Origin of the sequence: Candidatus Marimicrobium litorale (genome assembly GCF_026262645.1) — a bacterium.
Taxonomy (GTDB): Bacteria; Pseudomonadota; Gammaproteobacteria; order Pseudomonadales; family Halieaceae; genus Marimicrobium; species Marimicrobium litorale.
On sequence record NZ_SHNO01000001.1, the window covers coordinates 2,504,163 to 2,522,548 of the forward strand.

An 18,386-nucleotide genomic window follows, 5' to 3' on the forward strand; every position below is an offset into this window, starting at 1 on the left:
CTTCATCGCGTATCACCTAGGGTAAGCAAGCCTCGTCGAGTAAAGCTCTTTCACCAATTCGTGTAACGCTTCATCCGTGCTCTTGCCCGGGTAAGCCTCACAATAGCGCTCCAACCAAAGTAACAGATTCTTCGGGTTTTTACCTGCCGCAAGATCATAGGTGTCAAAAGCCAGTCGATTAACTGCCGTGATATAACCCATGGTGTACAACGAAAAACCATGCAAAGGAGCCCAGCTATCCTCTACCTGAGCCAGAGTGACCGCGGCATTCAACGCTGCGCAACTTTTGACAAGGTCGGTGGTCATAATCCGGTAGTTGCCATTTGCATCGGCGCCATGAGAGACCTGCACCAGTAACAGGCACACTATCAATAGCGAGACAGCGACACTTTTTATGCGGACGCTCTCCATAGATAACTCCCCTGGGCCACCCGGGCTCTGTTAGCGGTTTTGTGCGAGTTGCGCTTCCAGTTTTCCCTTCATCGGCAGCACCCACTGCGCCTTGAGCTGAGACGAAAGCAAACCGGCGGATTCAAGCTCATCACAGAGCTTCATCTGATGAGCGAGATCAAACATATCGAACTGCCGGCAAATTCTCGCCTCATCATCCAATGTAATAAACGAAATCCCGGGCGTTTCAAAATGACTACCATCAGCGCGCTGACCCGGCCCTCGATTCAGCCAGTGCGTCACCAGGCGGTTTCCCGTACCCGTATAGACACCGAGGTAGGGAAAGGTCCAACCTTCCCACCCAACCTGCATATCGCGGCCGTAGTGCGTCGCCTTAATCTCGTCGATCCCGTTAGCAGTGACCATCATGACACCCGCGTACTCGCAGGTGTACACACAGTCAGCCGCGTATATCTCATCGACGAAGAACAGCCAATCGTCGCTCCGGGATGCCTCTTCATGGGCTGCAATCAATTTATCGGCCGTCGCGCGCAGTTTCTCGTTAGTCAAGCTGGCCATATCGGCTCCTTACGGGGCAACGTCTGTGGTCATGAGCACGCTGCAACAATTTCATTGATCGCCGCGCGCACATGACCGCGACTGTATTCGAGCTCGCCATTATCCGGTTCGTAACTAATGGTTATATTACGACCTGCGTAGAGAATGGCATCCGGGAACATCGGGTGCTCCTCTTCAGAAACCGGCAAATCCTGCGGATTACCCACAGCCTCACAAAAATACTCGAGATAGGTTTTCCAGCTCAGGTTCTCGTCGCCGACAAGGTAAGCCCTGCCACCTTCCCCGCGAGCCAGTGCACCCGCTATCGCCTCTGACATGGAGCGACTGGTTATATGATTGACTCCCCCTGCGGGAGCCACCAGCGGCAAACCCTCAATTTGACCCGACACGTAATGCACCAGCGCCTCGAGGTGAGGCTGCGCCAGACCGGGCACATGACCGATAATGAACGGCGCATTCAGACTGCAGACTCTGAAGCTATCGCTGTTCAATGCCCGCAGGCCCTCGTCTGCAAGATGACGCGAGCGCACGTAGGCACTGCTCTCGATTTGTTGAGGCACAACCTGCGGATAATAAGTACCGATATAAACTGCCCGTGGTATCCCAGCCGCCCTGGCATTGGCAAAGAACCGCGGGATCGCCTCGCTGTTCACGCGCTGAAAAAAACTATCCTCATTTTCATCAGGAGGAAGCTGACGTATGTCTGCGCCGGCTGCAAATACCAGCGCATCAAAACCAAAGAGCACATTCGGCGCTATTTCATCGTCTGTATAGTTCGCGGCGATATGCGCAAAGTCCTGCAAACAAGCAAGCGTAGGCTCTGCCCGCGACACCAGAGTCACATCGTGACCGTTCTCACGTAAGTACAGTGCGCCATGAGCGCCTGTCAGACCTGTGCCGCCAACCATCAGTACCTTCATTTCAGGCAATACCCAGCAGATCGTCTCGCTGCGCCATGGTCACCTCTGCGCAGTAACCAAAATCCACCGGCAGATTATTCCCGCTAACAAAACTCGCCAACGCGCTATTGAGCATTACCAATGGCGCGCCCATTTCCGCACCGGTTGCGTACTGTCCGTTTGACGGCAGGAACAGTTCCACTGCCTCGTCGGGAATCTGTCCTTCCCCCTTTAAGATTTTCATAAAACCGCTGTCTGTCGGCGATGGTGCGATACAGTTAATACGAATACCCTTTTTGGCCAGCTCTCTGGCCATGTGCATGGTATAAACAATAATACATTGCTTGGAAAAGCCGTAGCCATCGGGCACCTTGTCAGCGTTAGCCTGCAGCCATTGAACAGCGGCACTATGGCTGTTGTCCAGCGCGAGAAATTCCTTTACTAACGCCAGATTGGGCCGCCAGCCCATACCCGCCGTTGAGGCTATAGAGGCAATACCACTGCCATTGCCCATCCGGTCTACCAAAGCTTCTGTAAGGTAGCGCAGGCCTGCGAAATTGATCAGCACGGTTTCCTCCGCTGAAAATGGCGGACTGGGCACTCCCGCACAGTTGAACAGCGCGTGAATATCACTCGGCAGTTGTGCTACCGCTTTGTCAATGCTATCGCCATCTTTCATATCGACCCTGATGGCGGCTGCCACCGGTGCGGAAATTTCCGCAATGTCCAAGGCATAGACTTCAGCGCCAAGATCCACCAGCAGTTGTGCCGCCGCTTGACCCATGCCGGATGCCGCTCCGGTAATCACCACGTTTTTCCCTTTGTAACCCAGTACATCACTCATGCGTATTTCCTTTTATTTTGGGGTCTGTTGCTAAAATATTGACTTGGAGATCAGTCTATTGGGTCTCACCTCCAGCAGGTCTACGGCAACACCCGCGCGCTGCGCCAGGGCGAAGCAAACCGCATCCGCAACGTCCTCCGGTTCCATGCCCATATCAAGATAGGCTCCCGCATCGCGCCATGCTTCGAGAGCGCCCGCAAGGGCGTCAGAATCCCAGCCATCGGAGAAATTCGTCATCGCTCCCCCAGGGCGAACACAGGTGACACCGATCTGGTCGTGTTGCAGCTCCAGCCTCAGGTCGCGACTGAAACGTTCGACCGCTGCTTTAGTGGAAGCGTAGATCGAAAGATGGCTCATCTCATCGTCATGCCAGGCACTGGCCGAAGAGATATTTACTATGCGCGGGTTATCACCGTCACGTAACAGGCTAATCGCCGCCTGGCAGCAAAACACCGTTCCCAGAAAGTTGGTCTGCACCTGCGCGACCACCTCAGATTCCACCAAATTTTCCACGCTGTTGGGAGTGGCCAGTCCGGCGTTATTGACCAAACCATCAAGCCGTCCGAAGTGACTTTTTAATTTCGCAAATACCTCGCGAACCTGTTCACTGGATCCCACGTCGCAGGCTGCTCCGTGGGTGTACTCAATACCAATCTGTGCAACCGCCTCATCAACGGCTTCCTGATTACGGCTAATGATACCTACGCGAGCGCCCTGCTCAACGAGGCGCCGGGCAATGGCGAGACCGAAGCCCTTCGAGGCGCCGGTAACAATGTAAACCCGATCTCGCAAGCCATGGCTCATACGCCAATTGCCAAAGTCTTGGTTTCAAGATACTCCTCAAAGCCCTCACGACCCATTTCGCGACCGACACCGCTCTGCTTGTAACCGCCAAATGGCGCATCCGCGCCATAAAAAATACCACCGTTTACATTGATCGTGCCGGTGCGGATACGTCGCGCCACTGCCAGAGAGCGCTCTTCGCTGGCAGACCAGACGGCGCCAGAGAGACCGAAATCCGAGTCGTTGGCAATGCGGATGGCGTCCTCCTCATCATCGTAGGGGATGATGACCAGCACCGGACCGAAGATTTCCTCCCGCGCGATAGTCATATCATTCGTTACGTCAGTAAACACGGTAGGTTCAACGTAAAACCCCTTGTCGAGGTGCTCAGGCACGCCACCGCCCATCAGCAGACGGGCGCCCTCGGCCTTGCCCTTTTCTATGTAACCCAGCACACGCTCACGCTGTCGCGCATTGACCAGTGCTCCCATTATCTGGCTATCGGAGGATGGGTCTCCGTATTCGATAAAGCTGAAAAACGTGGGCAACAGCTCCTCTACTTCGGCCTGGCGGGAGCGCGGTACCAACAATCTGGAAAGAATGGCACAGCCCTGGCCGGCGTGGAAACAAACCCCCAGTGAACTTAACAAACAGGTATTAAGATCTGCGTCGTCGAGGATGATGTTGGCGGACTTGCCGCCCAGCTCGAGAAAAACCTTTTTAACTGTGGCAGCGGCACGTGCGGCAATGTGTTTGCCAACGCCGGTAGATCCGGTAAAGGAGATCATATCGACCCGCGGATCATCAACCAGTTGTTCACCCACGTCCTTCGGGTCTGCGGCGGTAATTACGTTAAACACTCCGGCGGGGATATCGGTTTGCTCCTTGATCACGCGTCCCAACATCGTGGCGGACCATGGCGTATCGGGGGCCGCTTTGAGCACCACCGTGCAGCCCGCCGCCAGTGCCGGAATGCACTTCGCCAAATTGATCTGCAGAGGGACATTCCAAGGCGTAATGCAGGCCACCACGCCCACGGCCTCTTTTTCTACCAATCGACGGCTGCGCATGCCCATCATCTCTGCCACGCCGAGGTCCCGGCTCCACTCGTACTCAGGCAGGCTCTTTAAGGTATATTCAATGAAGCCAATCGGGGTTTTACACTGAGGCCCCATATCACCGCAAATACCGAGGGGTCCACCGGTCTCGGCCGCGATCTGCACCCGAAACGCCTCATCGATAGCCAGCAGGCCCTTGTGCAACTGTTCAAGACAGCGCAAGCGAAAAGCATGATTGGTGGACCAATCGGTCTCATCGAAGGCTCGGCGCGCTGCGGCGATAGCCCTGTCCATGTCCTCGCGCCCTGCGTCTGCCACCTCCCCCATGACCTCCTCGGTCGCGGGGTTGATATTGGGGTACCGCTTGCCGCTCGCTGCGTTGCACAGTTCGCCGTCGATAAACAGCCTCGTTTCCGGTTCCATCTCATGCTCTCCTGATGTTATTCGGGTAGTCGCGATTCGTCCTTCGCCAGAAAGACATTCTCAATTCTGTCACAGATAAATTGTGCGGTAGGCATATCTACCCCCTTGTCTTCAGCGGTAGTAAGCGCACACTCCAGATCCTTTCGCCCGAGGCGGCCCATAGTGCCGAATATTTGCTCCATGTCCTCTTCACTGCAGTTGCCCGCCAGTCCGTTGCGTCCGCTGACAAACATGTGCATCTGTTCGTTAACTACACCGTTGGAAAGTCCCACGTCCCGCAGGACATCGCCGGACAAACCGCAAGCGTGGGCCAGACGCGTCGCCTCCGCCATCGCTACGAATTCGGTGTACTGGATGAAATTATTGCAGAGCTTCAGGGCAATACCCGAGCCGACAGGGCCTGCATGAACCACTTTTTCAGCCGAGGTCTCGAATACGGGTGTGCCACGGGCGACCTGATCCTCACTGCCGCCGACCATATAGCACAGAGTGCCATCGGCGGCCCGGTGTGCGCCCCCGGTGATCGGCGCATCGATAAGATCAATGCCGCGCTCTGCGGCCTGTACCGACCAAGCCAGCAAATTAGCCTGCGTTACCGTACTGTGCACGGCCACCAGGGTGCCCGGTCGGGCGTTGGCAAAAATGCCGCCATCGCCCTGCAATAGCGCCTCCACCTGGGCATCATCCCGGACACAGATACCGATATGCTCACAAACACTGGCCAACACCGCGACCGATTCACAAGCAGTGGCACCAGCGGCAATTAGCTCTTCCATGGCGGGCGCATATACATCATAGACATGCGCGTGGAAGGCACCGCCGATCAGACGCTGAGCCGAGGGCTTACCGATGTTGCCGAGGCCGATATAGCCCACGTTGTTATTGGTGCCGGTGTTTGCGCTCATTTCCTCTCCAATAGCGCCTGCCCGCGCCACTCAAATCGAGTCCGCAGTGTAGCCAGTGCATTTGCATTATGTCAATACGAATTGACTAGCCGTCAATCGAGGTTTACTATCTGGCCCATGACTGCATTATCAAGGGAAAGCACCGCGCCGGATTCAGCTCGCGAGCGCTACCGCCACAACTTCTCCCGGCACCTGCTGGGCGTCGCGCGCTACCTGCAGGCCAGTATGATGAATACGCTGCAGGAGGAGTGCGGACATGCCAATCTGCGACTGGGTTTCGCGCCCTATATCACCCTGATTGGCGAGGGTGAGAAGCGCCTCACCGATCTGGCTGAAATATTGGGTGTTTCTCGCCAGGCATGCAACCAGACCGCGAAACAGGTTGAGGCGGCAGGCTATATCGAGCGACGCGCCCACCCAACCGATGGCCGGGCACGCCGCCTTGCACTGTCCAGCGAGGGCATCCGACTGCGACGGGACGGTATTCGTATCGTCGCCGGACTCGATCGACAGCTTGCCGAGATAGCCGGCGAGGCACGCATCAGCGACGCAAGCCAGTCACTGAGCCAACTCTACCGACAACTGCGCCTTGGACTGACACCGAAAAGCAATGAGTCGTCCGGGCGCGACGTGATGGGTGGCCTGCTACCACGACTCTCTGACTACTCATTACAGCGCCTGATGGAACTTACGCGCGACAAGGGCCACCCGGGATTGAAACTCTCCTTTGGCCAGGTGCTGACCATGATTGGCCCCTCCGGTGGCCGCATTCAGCAGATGGCGGCTATACATGATGTGAGTAAGCAAGCGATTAGCGCCATTGCCACCGAGCTTGAATTACTGGGCTATCTACGACGTGAGACAGACCCGCAGGATGCGAGACAGCGGGTGCTTCGTTTCACCAGCCAGGGAGACCAGCTGATTGCCGACTCCGTTCTGAGCGTGACGGAGCTGGAAGCAGAATTAGGCGCACTGATTGGCGAAGACAGGCTGCAGCGTGTCAGCGACACGTTGCGAGCGCTTTATCTCGGCCTCGGTCTGGAGCAGGAGGTTTTCGAAACAGATAGCACAGTGGACATCGGTCTGCTGGCGCACCGACTACAACAACAATTGGGAGAACAGACCAGCCAGGCTCTGGGCAGGCTGCTCCTTTCCCCCCTTAATCCGCGAGGTAAGCAAGTATGAACAACGAGTGGCTTTCCATACTCTGGGAGCATTACAACATACTGGGCTCAGTGGCAGCGCTGGGATTGATCGTAGCAATTTCTATCATTGGTAAACGGTTGCTGTTCAAGCATCCGGATCTGGCCGAAATGCGACGCATCAATAAAGTAGAAGATAAAATCCGCTGGAAAAAAGAGAAATACCCACCAATGGTGGCATCCAGCAGAAATGTGGGAAAGTATCTCAACCTTACTTTTTTCCTGCTGCTATTACCTTTTTGCATTACCTTCGAAGCACAACCGTGGTGGCAAATCCTGCTAGACGGATTCGTACTCCTGATGGTGTATGATTTTTTTTACTACTGTGCGCACCGTTTCTGGTTCCATGGCAATGGCGCAATGCGTCAGGTTCACGCGGTACACCATCAGGCGCGAAACCCCTGTTATCTCGATGCACATTACGTCCATCCGTTGGAAACCTTCATCGGCCTCGGCGGCTACATGGCGACAGTAATTGGGCTATCACTGATCATGGGGCCGTTCCAACTATGGACCATCGTTCTCACCTTCGTGATTTATTTTCAGCTGAACCAGATCAATCATGTCTACTTCGATGTGCCACGCTTCCCCTTCAAAACACTGAACTGGGTTGTTGCCAAGCACCATGTGCACCATGAAAATATGCACAAGGGGAACTACGCGACAATCACCCTTTTTTACGACAAGATCTTCGGAACTCTCGACTAGGGCCCGACGACCTGCGCTTACACTGTAACCTGGAGATTCACTATGAATGACAAGGAACGCCGCGCACTGGGCGAAGAGAAAATTATGGACGTGTACGCCGGTGATGTAGTCGTACCGCCCGAGGGCTACGCCTTCACCGACGTAATGCTTAAACAATTGTTTGCCGAACTGTGGACCCGCGAGACGCTATCCATGCGTGACAAGCGCATACTGCTGCTAGGCATTATTGCGGAAAAAGGGGAGCCCACCACCTTTAAAATTCAGATTAAGGCATCCCTTAAACGCGGTGAGATCAACCCCGAGGAAGCGCGAGAGTTTCTGCTCTTCATCGCACAATATGCCGGCTACCCCCGCGCCGCCTCGATGCTTGGACCTGTAGAAGAAGCTATTGGCGAGTTTGAAAAGGAAAGCGCCGAAAGTAAAAAGTAAACAGCTATAAGTCAAAATCTGGTCTATCCTAGTTTCATAACAGCAAGGATATCCAAGCTATGAGCGAACCGGAGATACAGCTGTATGGCATACTGAGCGCGTGGGGAAGCAATGTTATCCTGCTTCTCGCCTTGCAGTTAGTCGTGCTTGGCAGCTACCTGATCACCGCGCAACGTGTGGGAAGCCTATTGTCGAATCAGCAGGTTTTTATCATCACATGCTGCTTGTTGTTTTTCAGTTTTGTATTGACCTCCTATATTTACGGCTCACTTCAGGTCATGATCGATATACGAGAGCTTGCATTATTCGGCTACACAACCTTGAGAAATGCCGCCTTGTTTAAATGGATGGTCTCTCTTGGCTGCCTAATCGCACCCGTTGCCTGCATCAGGTTCATGCTGCATGCACGACGTCCACAACGGCAAGATGATAAGCGGATGCCGCAAGGCAACCGGCGGGAACGGGGCTAAATATCGCCCACCACAGATTTACCGTAACGCTGGTATACGAATGGCCCCGGCGTAGCGAAGCCCGCGCCCGCCTGCAGGCGCTGCTCCAACGCGTTGAGCACCGTCCGGGTTATATGGGGTAACTGCTCAATGAACTTGGCTTCAGCAAGCTCGATCCAGTGAAGATCAAGCAGCTCTCCTGATCCTTCTGGGCGGTCGTGGATATCACCCTGAATATGCTCCGCATCCACCATAAAAAACCGTGCGTCAAAGCGTCGATTGCGGTAAGGCGGAGTGATCGCTCTGGCAATCAGGTGCAGTCCATCCAGGCGCGGGTTGATGCCGTGTTTCAAGAAATCTGCCCACTGGGGCGAGCGCGAGCGAATGGTTGCCGAGCCGCGCTCACCGATGATCAGGCCGGCCTCCTCGTATGTCTCACGTATTGCAGCCAACGCAAGCGCACGCGCGCGGCTTTCCGAACAACCTGCGCTAAGCCGCCGCAGCACCTCCGGATGCAGATCCAGCGGGGGACGAATACGAGCATCCGCTCGATCGACCTTGCCACCGGGAAAAACGAACTTATTCGGCATAAACTTATGGGTAGCTGCGCGCTTACCCATCAGCACACGTGGTTGCGCACCGTCCCTGCGCACGATGATGAGGGTGGCTGCATCCCGGGGGCGCACGGCCCGTGAAGATGTGCGAAGCTCACTTTTCGAAATGTAGGCGTTGTCGCCCTGCTGATCAGGGTTCATCGATGGCACCTTCGTGAAGTGCGTACCTGACAATAAGAAACCCACCCCGGCCTTGCACTAGCCAGACGTCGCAATTTTCAGTTTCTGGCCAGGTTGTAGATAGGCCCTACTGGAGAGGCCATTCCAGACAACCAGTTCCTGTGTTGAAACATTGAATCGGCGGGCGATACTCCACAATGAATCGCCCTGCTGGATAACATACTCCAGCGGTGCGTTTTGCAGATGGGCACGGGTCATCGCTATGTGGTCCGCGGAGAGGCTCTTTGATTGCACGCTACCCGGCAGTATCAGGGTCTGCCCCGCTCGAATGCGGTGACTACGCAGACCGTTGAGCGTCATCAATCTGGACACTGTAGTCTTATGCTGTTGGGCAATGCCGGACAAGCTATCTCCTTGCACGATACGGTGAATACGATCGGGCTTCTGCTGATTGTAGCGCGACACAATTGACAGTGAAGCCAGTGCTTCATCCATGGAGCGATCAATCTGGCCCTCTGGCACACGCACCTCAAAGCCCGCCGGAATGTATTTATCACCCGACCAGACTGCGTCCATCAATGCGGGGTTGTGCTGTCGGAGTTCCTCCAGGCTAATCCCCAGTGCGTCCGCAAAATGAGACGCGGAGATAAAATCGGAAGGTTCCGTGGCGTCATAGAGCACGGGCTCAACCATCACAACACCGGGAAAATAATCCTCTGCGCGACTATCGACCTGCAATGCCGCAAGAAACGACGCGTAGAAATTGCGCGAAGCAAACCCAAATGCCCTGCCTTTATAATGTTTAACAATAACGTCGATATCGGTTGTTCCTACCGTGCGCGCCGCCCGCACCATACCGGTAGCACCATGGTTGTAGCCGGTGAGTGCCAGTGGCCAAGTGCCGGTCAGCTCGCGGTTTACCTTGAGCAGCCTGGCCGCGCCATCAGTGGCGAAAAATGGATCCATACGCGCATCGACAACGTGGTCTACACGCATGAAGCGCCGCGCCGTAGATGGCATGAATTGCCACATACCCGCTGCAGCCGCCTTGGACCAGGCGGTCGCATTGAACGAGGATTCGACGTGGGGAAGCACCGCCAGTTCCGGCGGCAACTCGTGGCGCTCAAGCACGCCAAGGATATGAGGCTTCCACTGCCCGGAGCGGACCAGGCCCGACCGGAAGCGATCAGACTGCCCTAGCTGGAAGCGCACCCGGTGCGCGGCACGAGTAAATTCATCAGACGGCGTGTCCGCAGGCCAAGCTGCCAACACCAAAGTCTCCATGGGTGTCAGGTCACGGCGCTTACCCTGACCGAGAGCCCTAAGGGAAGCCGCCACCTCATCGCGCACACCTCGGACTCGCCTCTCCCGCACCCTGCGGTCTGCCGGCACGTCCAGCGTCTGGTAAATGATGGAGAGATTTTCATCGTCATGCATATACCCCTGACTTGTGGACGCCTCCGTGTAGACCTTCACCCAGAAGTCCACCGCAGGCTCCAGAGCCACAGGCCGCGGGAAGTCTGTCGCGCTGACGCAGAACGGCAGCAATAACGAAACAATCAAAAATGCCCTGATCATGACCATAACCCAACGTTTCTCGGATGGTATCAATGTATATCAGAGCTTTCAGGGCCTGTCACGCGAACCGTACGCAGGGCCAGGGAGAACTCGCTTTATAAACAATCTGAGTCCAAAAAATTTAATTTTGCCTCGTCAGCTGCAAATCTTTATTCTTGATCGACTCCGGTGTCTGGAACAGACGAGAGAGCATCACGAGAGGCTCGCATATTCATGGCACAAGCCAGCATCCACTGCACGGCAGGTATTCACAAATCGCCTTCAGGGCCACACCTTTCTCGAGTTCCCACAGGCGTGATAACCCGACAGAAAGGGTGTTATGCATAGCGTTGTCATCATCGGTGCCGGGGGCGTTGGTAGCGTGGTGGCACACAAGTGTTGCCAGCTGCCGGAATTGTTCGACGATATAGTGCTGGCCAGCCGCACGGAGTCGAAGTGCAAGCGTATCGCGGAACAGCTCGATAAGCCCGTGCGCACAGCGCAAGTAGACGCAGACAGCGCCTCACAACTGGTTAGTCTGTTGCAGCGAGAGCAACCGGAGCTGGTCATTAACGCAGCTCTGCCTTACCACGACCTTAATATTATGGATGCGTGTCTCAAGGCCGGAGTGCACTATCTGGACACCGCCAATTACGAACCGCGGGAAACAGCCTGCTTCGAGTATCACTGGCAGTGGGATTATCACCAGCGTTTCGTCGACGCGGGGTTGACCGCATTGCTGGGCAGCGGCTTTGATCCTGGCGCTACCAATGTCTTCACTGCCTATATCGCCAAACACTATTTCGACGAGATTCAGCAACTGGATATTATCGACGTAAACGGCGGCAACCACGGCTACCCTTTCGCTACCAACTTCAATCCTGAAATCAATATTCGCGAAGTCAGCGCAAAATGTCGGCATTGGGAGAACGGAGAGTTCGTGACCACACCACCTCTGTCTATGCGCGCCCACTACACCTGCCCTGAAGACGTGGGCACCTATCCAATTTATCGTATGTATCACGAGGAGCTCGAGTCACTGAGTAAACACTTCCCCAGCCTGCAGCGCGCGCAGTTCTGGATGAGTTTTTCAGACGCTTATCTGCAACACCTGGAAGTCCTGAGTAACGTAGGCATGACCGGCATCGAACCGATAGACTATCAAGGCCAATCCATCGTGCCGATCCAGTTTCTTGCGCAGTTGCTGCCAGACCCCGCCGCGCTGGGTCCGCACACTCAGGGAAAAACCTGTATTGGCTGCCTGGTGCGCGGCGTAAAAGATGGCAAGAAGAGGTTGATTCATATCTACAATATTTGCGATCACCAGGCCTGTTTTCGCGAAGTACAGTCACAGGCAATCTCCTACGCCACCGGGGTGCCAGCCATGATTGGCGCCAAGCTGGTTTTGGAGGGCCAGTGGCGCCAGCCAGGCGTCTGGAATGTAGAACAGCACGACCCGGATCCGTTTATGGCGGATATGAACCGCTACGGCTTGCCCTGGAAAGTGACAGAGCTGGATCCAGAATTTCAACTGGATACCGAGGAGCACCAGGCTACGAATGCAGTTCACTGACTTCGACACACTGGATCTTGCAAGGCTTCCCTCGCCCTGTTTCGTCGTGGACGAAATCGCCGTAGAGCGCAACCTGAAAATCCTCTCGGATCTGTCAGACGCCAGTGGTGCAACGGTTTTAGCGGCCCTGAAGGCTTTCGCGCTTTGGAAACTAGCCCCGCTATTTTCCCGTTACCTCGGTGGCACCTGCGCCAGTGGCTTGTTCGAGGCTCGCCTGGGCAGAGAACATTACGGCGGCGAAGTACATGTTTTTAGCGCAGCCTTTAGTAAAAGCGATCTTATCGATATTCTAGGGATTGCCGACCACGTGGTGTTTAACAGCTGCGAGCAATGGCTGCGGTTTCGTCCGCTATGCCTGCAGGCGCGCGAGCAACGCCCGGAGCTGCGGTTCGGCCTGCGCATCAATCCAGAGCACTCAGAGGTCTCTTTTCCACTTTACGACCCGTGCACACCAGGCTCGCGACTGGGCATCCCGATTACGCAGCTGGATGAGAGCGCGCTGACGGATATCAGCGGCTTACACTTTCATACGCTGTGCGAACAGGGTTTTCCTCCTCTGCAACGAACATTAGAGGCCGTTGAAGACAGGTTTGGCCACCTGCTTGATCGTATGGACTGGATTAACTTCGGTGGTGGACATCACATTACACGAAGCGACTACCAGGTCGACGCACTTGCCGACTGCATCCGTCAGTTTTCCGAAAAATACGGCGTGCGGGTTTACCTTGAACCCGGCGAAGCTGTGGCTATCGGCACCGGGGTATTGGTCAGCGAGGTGCTTGACCTGAGCTATAACGAGATTGATCAGGCCATTCTCGACTGCTCAGCCACCTGCCACATGCCCGACATATTGGAAATGCCGTATCGCCCGAATGTGCGCGGCGCGGGGGACAGCGGCGCCCTCCGTCACAGCTACCGACTCGGAGGCCTGACGTGTCTGGCAGGGGATGTAATCGGCGACTACAGTTTTAAGCAGCCTCTGCAGGTGGGTCAACGACTGTTGTTTGAAGATATGGCTCACTACACCATGGTAAAGACCACCACTTTCAACGGCACTCGGCTCCCTGCCATAGCGCTGTGGAACTCGCGGACCGACGCATTAGAGATACTGCGAGAATTCGACTACGCGGACTTCAGGGATCGCCTTTCATAGTCCTGTTGGCAGCCTGAGGCCCCGGCCGACTGGCCGTCACGGTGTAAAAGTGCGTCGGGTAGAGAAATACAGACTGACAATCGTCTCGGTGTTTAGGATAATGCGCCACTCACGCCTTTGCGGAACTAACATTATGCAACAGCCCATCTGGCTGCTGTCCCTGGATTCAGACACCTTTCCTGCCGCGCCCATGACTACCGGCGGCCTCAAGGCGTACTATCAGGTTCATGGCAAGCAGCCTAACCAAACAGATATACAGCTGGTGCACTTCGTGAACGAGCCGGAGCGTATTGAAGCCTGGCTAACCGATTGGAAAGAACAACAACTGGCTATCGCCAACAAGGCTCTTGAAGAGGGCCTGCAGCCGATAATGGGTTTTTCTGTCTACACCTGGAACGCGGCGGAATTTCTCGACGTGATGCGGGCTATAAAGGCGCTTTGTCCGCGTATCCTAATCGTGGCGGGGGGACCGCACGTGCAGAAAGCCGCGGATTACCTGTTTTCCGAGGCCTTAGACCTGGTCGTTATGGGCGAGGGTGAGGAGACACTGACCGAATTGATCGATACCCCTTGCCGCTCCCAGTGGCCGGACATTGCCGGGCTCGCCTATGTAAACGATGGCGAGTTAAAACTGACGGCGGCAAGACCGCGCCAAACCGATCTGGATAGTCTACCCTCCGCACTCGATGCTATTAGCCTGTACGACGGTAACGGTGAGCCCTATGAGTGTATCTCTTATGAGACCAGCCGTGGCTGCCCCTATAAATGCGCTTTTTGCGAGTGGGGCACCGGGGCCATCGGCACCAAGATGCTATCTGTATCTCCAGCACGCGTGAAACGCGACTGGAACCGGATTGTCGACGCGGGCATCAAAAATATCTGGCTCGCTGATTCTAACTTTGGCGCATTGCGCGAGGACGTGGAGAAGGCGGATATTCTTTGTGAGATCAAAAAACGCACCGGCCTGCCGACCTCTTTCGCGACCTCCTGGTCGAAGAAACACGGATCCCGTTCCCGGCAGATTGTTCTGCAACTGCACGCGAACGATCTGCTGCCACACTATCACCTTGCACTGCAGACCCTCACCCCGCTCGCACTTGAACTGTCTCACCGCAAGAATATGGATGCTAATAAATACGAGCCCATAGCCCGGGATATGGCGAGGGCTGGAATACCCATAGCATGCGAACTTATTTGGGGTCTGGTTGGAGACAATTTAGAGGATTTTGAAAAACACCTGGACGCACTATTCGCAATTTTTCCGACCATTCATATTTTCGGTTATACACTGCTGCCCGGCACGGAGTTTTACGACCGCCGCGAGGAGTACGAGATCGAAACACTGCCTGTGGCCGGCTACGGCAAGGCCAAAGGCGAGTACGTGGTTGGCTGCATGAGCTTTCCCGTAGAAGAGGGGCTGGAGGGCTACTTTCTGCTGACCGCGCACCAGATTATGAGCCGTGGCTATGTCATGCCAATGACGTTGCGTTACCTTGCATTGAGTAAAGCGACGCCGGTCGCGGGGCTGATGCGCGCTGTGTTGCGCGCGCTCTGCGAAAAGTTCAATTGTGACGTTTCCGGGCTTGTGGCGACCGATATCATGGATGTCTACGAACGGCGTAGCGAACTGTTCGTCGCCGTGATTAAACACCCGGATCGGACTTATGAATGTTTAGAACAGGTCGCTCAGGACTGGGCTGATACGCACATCAGCAATGCAACTGATGCAGCATCGCTGAAGCACAGGTTGCAACGGCTGCTGGCGCTGGACAAGGCGTTCGCGCCCCGTTGCGGTCCCACGCGGCAGGACACGGTGCAGTTTGATTTCGACGCCGACGCGGTGCTGGATACTCTGGAGAACATGGAATTACCCACTCCGGAAATGTTTGCGGCCAAGACCACTATGCTCCATCTCACTATTCCGGGCGGGGTGGGCGAGCTCATCAACGATCCGGATGGGGGTGTATGGATTCATGCGGAGCGTGCCGACCCACCTGATGACACCCCTGATACAGCACAACCGGTTGAGATTGCATCACTGGCGGCAGGCGCCTGACGCACGCTCTTGCACAGAGCCCCATTGTGTTCCACCTCTAATGCCTAACCGGGAAACTGGCGCATGAACAACTGGATAATAGATAGCATCGGAATATTGGGAATGATCATGGTGGTTGTCGCTTACTTACTGTTACAACTCGAACAACTGCACCCCAGGGGGCTTACTTACAACAGCTTGAACCTGGCAGGCGCGATACTCCTTTTAATCAGTCTGTGCTTTCACTTCAATCTGGCCAGTTTTATCATAGAATTATTCTGGATTTGCGCGTCACTGATAGGGCTATGGAAATATCGGCGCCGGCATGTGGCTAGCCGCACGGCAAGCTGAGAAAACCGTGTTAAGTATGCGCGTCGCCGTGCACTGCATCACGAGTCAAACAAACTACTGATACTTGCCCGGGTCAGCAGCGACCGTTACACGATGTAAGATTCTGTCATAACCGTCGTAACCCCCATAGGCTCGATGCAATACAGATCGGTTATCCCAAATAATGAACATATTCTCCTCCCACCGATGGGTATACTGGAATTCTTCCCTTGTCTGCCATTCATAAAGCTCCAGCAGCAAAGACAGCGCCTCTTCATCCGGCATTCCCTTTATGCCGATAATATAGCCGATGCAACCCAGCAGCGTGTCGCGACCACTTTCCGGGTGTTTATCAATAAAAGGGTGACCACAGACTTCTCGGGCGTCTTCTGAAAATCGGATGGCCATGCTGCGCCCTGCTGCCCTGTCGTTTTTTCCATACATACCATCCGGGGCATAGGCTGTGCGGGCTGAATGCAAGGCTATCTGCCCTTCCAGTTGCGTGCGCAGCTGCGGCGGCATCTCCTGCAGAGCTTTTTGCTGGTTGATGAATCCAGTATCTCCGCCCACTGGAGGAATGACCATACTGTACAGGCAGGTGCCAATCGGGGGCTGAGGCAGAAAGCTCCAGTCGGAGTGCCAGTTCTCCGCAAACAGAGGCGCCTTCTCGTCGGCCTTTCGTGTCAACGCCACAACGTGGTCGCTGCCCTCGATGGTGCCAAAGAAAGGCTCGGAACCAAATACACCGAAGTAATCCACCACGCGTTCCAGTCTCTGGTCGGACAGCGCCTGTCCGGGAAAGGCAAGCACGTGATGCTGCAACCACGCCTCACGCAGCATCGCAACAGTAGTCGCATCCAGTTCCGAGGACAGGTCGACTCCGGTTACGGTTGCACCGCAGGCTTCTCCGGAGGGAGTGACTTCTATCATGGCGTTCTCCGCTGGCGCCGGATAACCCAGCGCTACAATTAAACAGTTCGATAATTAGTTTAACTCATGACGCAAAAGGTTTTATATTGCGTCTCTCGAGAAAAATCAGGAGCACTCAATGATAGCGTGGACAGAGCAACAGGGAATGATCAGGGACATGATCCGCGACTTCGTGGAAAAAGAGATCGTCCCTCATATCGATGATCTCGAGTACAACGGGCTGCCGCCCTACGACATCCTCCGCAAGCTGTTCTCAACTTTTGGCATGGACGAGCTAGCAAACACACGTTTTGATAAGCAAATCGCCAGAGAGGAGGCACAAGCTGCAGGAAAAACTGTCGACGCACCAGACAACCTAAATCAGGAGAACAGCGACGTAGTCTCTACCGAAGCGCTGGACGCCGTGGCGATGGGCATACTGCCGATTGTCGAGATAAGCCGCCAGTGCCAGGGCCTGATCACCGCGATGGGGGTATCCGTCGGCCTGACAGGAGGCGCCATCATGTCCAAGGGCAGTCTGGCGCAAAAGAAAAAATACGGACGGGACCTGCTTACCCTGAAAAAGGTCGGCGCCTGGGCCATTACGGAACCCAACTCCGGCTCCGACGCGTTTGGCGGCATGAAATCCACCGCACGCAGGGACGGCAATGGCGGCTACATACTCAACGGCAGTAAAACATATATCACCAATGGGCCACACGCCGACACTCTTGTGTTTATTTGTCGCCTCGAAGAAGAGGGGGTGGACAGCAAGGACAGGAAGATCGTGTCCTTTATTCTCGACTCCGGGATGCACGGCTTGGAGCAGAGCCGGCCCTTTAAGAAAATGGGCATTGGCTCATCACCCACGGGCGAGCTATTCCTTACCGATGTCAAAGTCGGACCCGAGCGGCTAATGGGCGAATCGGAGGACGGTTACGGTCGTTCAGGCGCAAAGTCCACCTTCAGCACTGAACGCGCCGGGGTTGCTGCGATGGCACTGGGTTTGGTGGAACGATCCCTGGAGCTCAGTATCGAGTACGCGAAAACCCGGGTGCAGTTTGGTCAGAACATTGGTAGCTATCAACTGATACAGTTAAAGCTTGCGAAAATGGAAGTCGCCCGCCTGAATCTGGAAAACCTAGTGTTTCGCTATATCGAGACCCGCGCGGCGGGGAAAGACCTGACTCTGGCAGAGGCGTCCGCCATGAAGTTGTATGCGGCCCAAGCAGCCATGGAAGTCACCACCGAGGCGGTACAGGTATTTGGCGGCGCCGGCTACATGCGTGAAACCCGGGTAGAGCAATTGATGCGCGACGCCAAAATTCTCCAGATCTATGCAGGCACTGACGAGATGCAGGTACTGGCGATAGCGAAAGATTTGCTGGGGCGGGGCTGATCGGAGTCGCCGGGAAAGGCTAATCGA

Annotated in this window: 19 protein-coding genes; 9 read left to right on the plus strand and 10 right to left on the minus strand. The window is 55.2% G+C overall.

What is annotated here, in order from left to right:
- Positions 1 to 12: 12 nt before the first annotated feature.
- The 7 genes from EYC82_RS11210 to EYC82_RS11240 are packed head-to-tail and all read right to left on the minus strand — an operon-like array spanning position 13 to position 5,881.
- Entirely contained in the window at positions 13 to 411 is a 399-nt protein-coding gene (locus tag EYC82_RS11210) for a hypothetical protein (RefSeq protein WP_279249619.1), read from the minus strand.
- 30 nt (positions 412 to 441) lie between these two features.
- The gene (locus EYC82_RS11215; RefSeq protein ID WP_279249620.1) at positions 442 to 969 is read right to left on the minus strand and encodes a nuclear transport factor 2 family protein; all 528 of its coding nucleotides are present in this window, start codon (positions 967 to 969) and stop codon (positions 442 to 444) included.
- A gap of 29 nt (positions 970 to 998) precedes the next feature.
- Positions 999 to 1,889, minus strand: coding sequence for an NAD-dependent epimerase/dehydratase family protein (locus EYC82_RS11220; RefSeq protein ID WP_279249621.1), 891 nt, complete (start codon positions 1,887 to 1,889; stop codon positions 999 to 1,001).
- Between the two features lies 1 nt (position 1,890).
- Positions 1,891 to 2,712, minus strand: a complete 822-nt coding sequence (locus tag EYC82_RS11225; protein ID WP_279249622.1) for an SDR family oxidoreductase — start codon at positions 2,710 to 2,712, stop codon at positions 1,891 to 1,893.
- Positions 2,713 to 2,742: 30 nt separating this feature from the next.
- Positions 2,743 to 3,516, minus strand: a complete 774-nt coding sequence (locus EYC82_RS11230; protein WP_279249623.1) for an SDR family oxidoreductase — start codon at positions 3,514 to 3,516, stop codon at positions 2,743 to 2,745.
- Entirely contained in the window at positions 3,513 to 4,976 is a 1,464-nt protein-coding gene (locus EYC82_RS11235) for an aldehyde dehydrogenase family protein (RefSeq protein ID WP_279249624.1), read from the minus strand. Before EYC82_RS11235 ends, EYC82_RS11230 begins: the two co-directional genes overlap by 4 nt.
- Before the next feature lie 17 nt (positions 4,977 to 4,993).
- Positions 4,994 to 5,881, minus strand: coding sequence for an NAD(P)-dependent oxidoreductase (locus tag EYC82_RS11240; RefSeq protein WP_279249625.1), 888 nt, complete (start codon positions 5,879 to 5,881; stop codon positions 4,994 to 4,996).
- Positions 5,882 to 5,998: 117 nt separating this feature from the next.
- Between EYC82_RS11240 and EYC82_RS11245 the strand changes: the two genes are divergently transcribed.
- The 4 genes from EYC82_RS11245 to EYC82_RS11260 are packed head-to-tail and all read left to right on the plus strand — an operon-like array spanning position 5,999 to position 8,690.
- Complete coding sequence (locus EYC82_RS11245) at positions 5,999 to 7,066, plus strand: MarR family winged helix-turn-helix transcriptional regulator (RefSeq protein WP_279249626.1); 1,068 nt, start codon at positions 5,999 to 6,001, stop codon at positions 7,064 to 7,066.
- Positions 7,063 to 7,791 (plus strand): sterol desaturase family protein, encoded by a 729-nt coding sequence (locus EYC82_RS11250; protein ID WP_279249627.1) that lies wholly within the window; start codon positions 7,063 to 7,065, stop codon positions 7,789 to 7,791. The genes EYC82_RS11245 and EYC82_RS11250 overlap by 4 nt, the downstream gene beginning before the upstream one ends.
- Positions 7,792 to 7,833: 42 nt before the next feature.
- Complete coding sequence (locus tag EYC82_RS11255) at positions 7,834 to 8,220, plus strand: carboxymuconolactone decarboxylase family protein (protein WP_279249628.1); 387 nt, start codon at positions 7,834 to 7,836, stop codon at positions 8,218 to 8,220.
- A 59-nt stretch (positions 8,221 to 8,279) separates the two neighbouring features.
- Positions 8,280 to 8,690 carry a hypothetical protein gene (locus EYC82_RS11260; RefSeq protein WP_279249629.1) on the plus strand — a complete coding sequence of 137 codons (411 nt, stop codon included), beginning with the start codon at positions 8,280 to 8,282 and terminating at the stop codon, positions 8,688 to 8,690.
- Here EYC82_RS11260 and EYC82_RS11265 read toward each other — a convergent pair.
- The gene (locus EYC82_RS11265; RefSeq protein WP_279249630.1) at positions 8,687 to 9,424 is read right to left on the minus strand and encodes an NUDIX hydrolase; all 738 of its coding nucleotides are present in this window, start codon (positions 9,422 to 9,424) and stop codon (positions 8,687 to 8,689) included. The genes EYC82_RS11260 and EYC82_RS11265 overlap by 4 nt on opposite strands.
- Positions 9,425 to 9,481: 57 nt before the next feature.
- Positions 9,482 to 10,981, minus strand: coding sequence for a lytic transglycosylase domain-containing protein (locus tag EYC82_RS11270; protein WP_279249631.1), 1,500 nt, complete (start codon positions 10,979 to 10,981; stop codon positions 9,482 to 9,484).
- Positions 10,982 to 11,300: 319 nt separating this feature from the next.
- Between EYC82_RS11270 and EYC82_RS11275 the strand changes: the two genes are divergently transcribed.
- From EYC82_RS11275 to EYC82_RS11290, 4 genes are all read left to right on the plus strand, one after another.
- Entirely contained in the window at positions 11,301 to 12,533 is a 1,233-nt protein-coding gene (locus tag EYC82_RS11275; RefSeq protein ID WP_279249632.1) for a saccharopine dehydrogenase family protein, read from the plus strand.
- Positions 12,520 to 13,686, plus strand: coding sequence for a carboxynorspermidine decarboxylase (gene nspC / locus EYC82_RS11280; RefSeq protein WP_279249633.1), 1,167 nt, complete (start codon positions 12,520 to 12,522; stop codon positions 13,684 to 13,686). Before EYC82_RS11275 ends, nspC begins: the two co-directional genes overlap by 14 nt.
- Before the next feature lie 133 nt (positions 13,687 to 13,819).
- The gene (locus EYC82_RS11285) at positions 13,820 to 15,742 is read left to right on the plus strand and encodes a B12-binding domain-containing radical SAM protein (protein WP_279249634.1); all 1,923 of its coding nucleotides are present in this window, start codon (positions 13,820 to 13,822) and stop codon (positions 15,740 to 15,742) included.
- A 63-nt stretch (positions 15,743 to 15,805) separates the two neighbouring features.
- Positions 15,806 to 16,072: a CBU_0592 family membrane protein gene (locus EYC82_RS11290; RefSeq protein ID WP_279249635.1), complete on the plus strand. Its 267-nt coding sequence runs from the start codon at positions 15,806 to 15,808 to the stop codon at positions 16,070 to 16,072.
- 54 nt (positions 16,073 to 16,126) lie between these two features.
- Here the strand turns inward: EYC82_RS11290 and EYC82_RS11295 are convergent, their stop codons facing one another.
- Positions 16,127 to 16,981: a TauD/TfdA dioxygenase family protein gene (locus EYC82_RS11295; protein WP_279249636.1), complete on the minus strand. Its 855-nt coding sequence runs from the start codon at positions 16,979 to 16,981 to the stop codon at positions 16,127 to 16,129.
- Positions 16,982 to 17,099: 118 nt separating this feature from the next.
- On the opposite strand from EYC82_RS11295, the gene EYC82_RS11300 reads away from it, so the two are divergent.
- Positions 17,100 to 18,359 carry an acyl-CoA dehydrogenase family protein gene (locus EYC82_RS11300; RefSeq protein ID WP_279249637.1) on the plus strand — a complete coding sequence of 420 codons (1,260 nt, stop codon included), beginning with the start codon at positions 17,100 to 17,102 and terminating at the stop codon, positions 18,357 to 18,359.
- Positions 18,360 to 18,386: the final 27 nt, after the last annotated feature.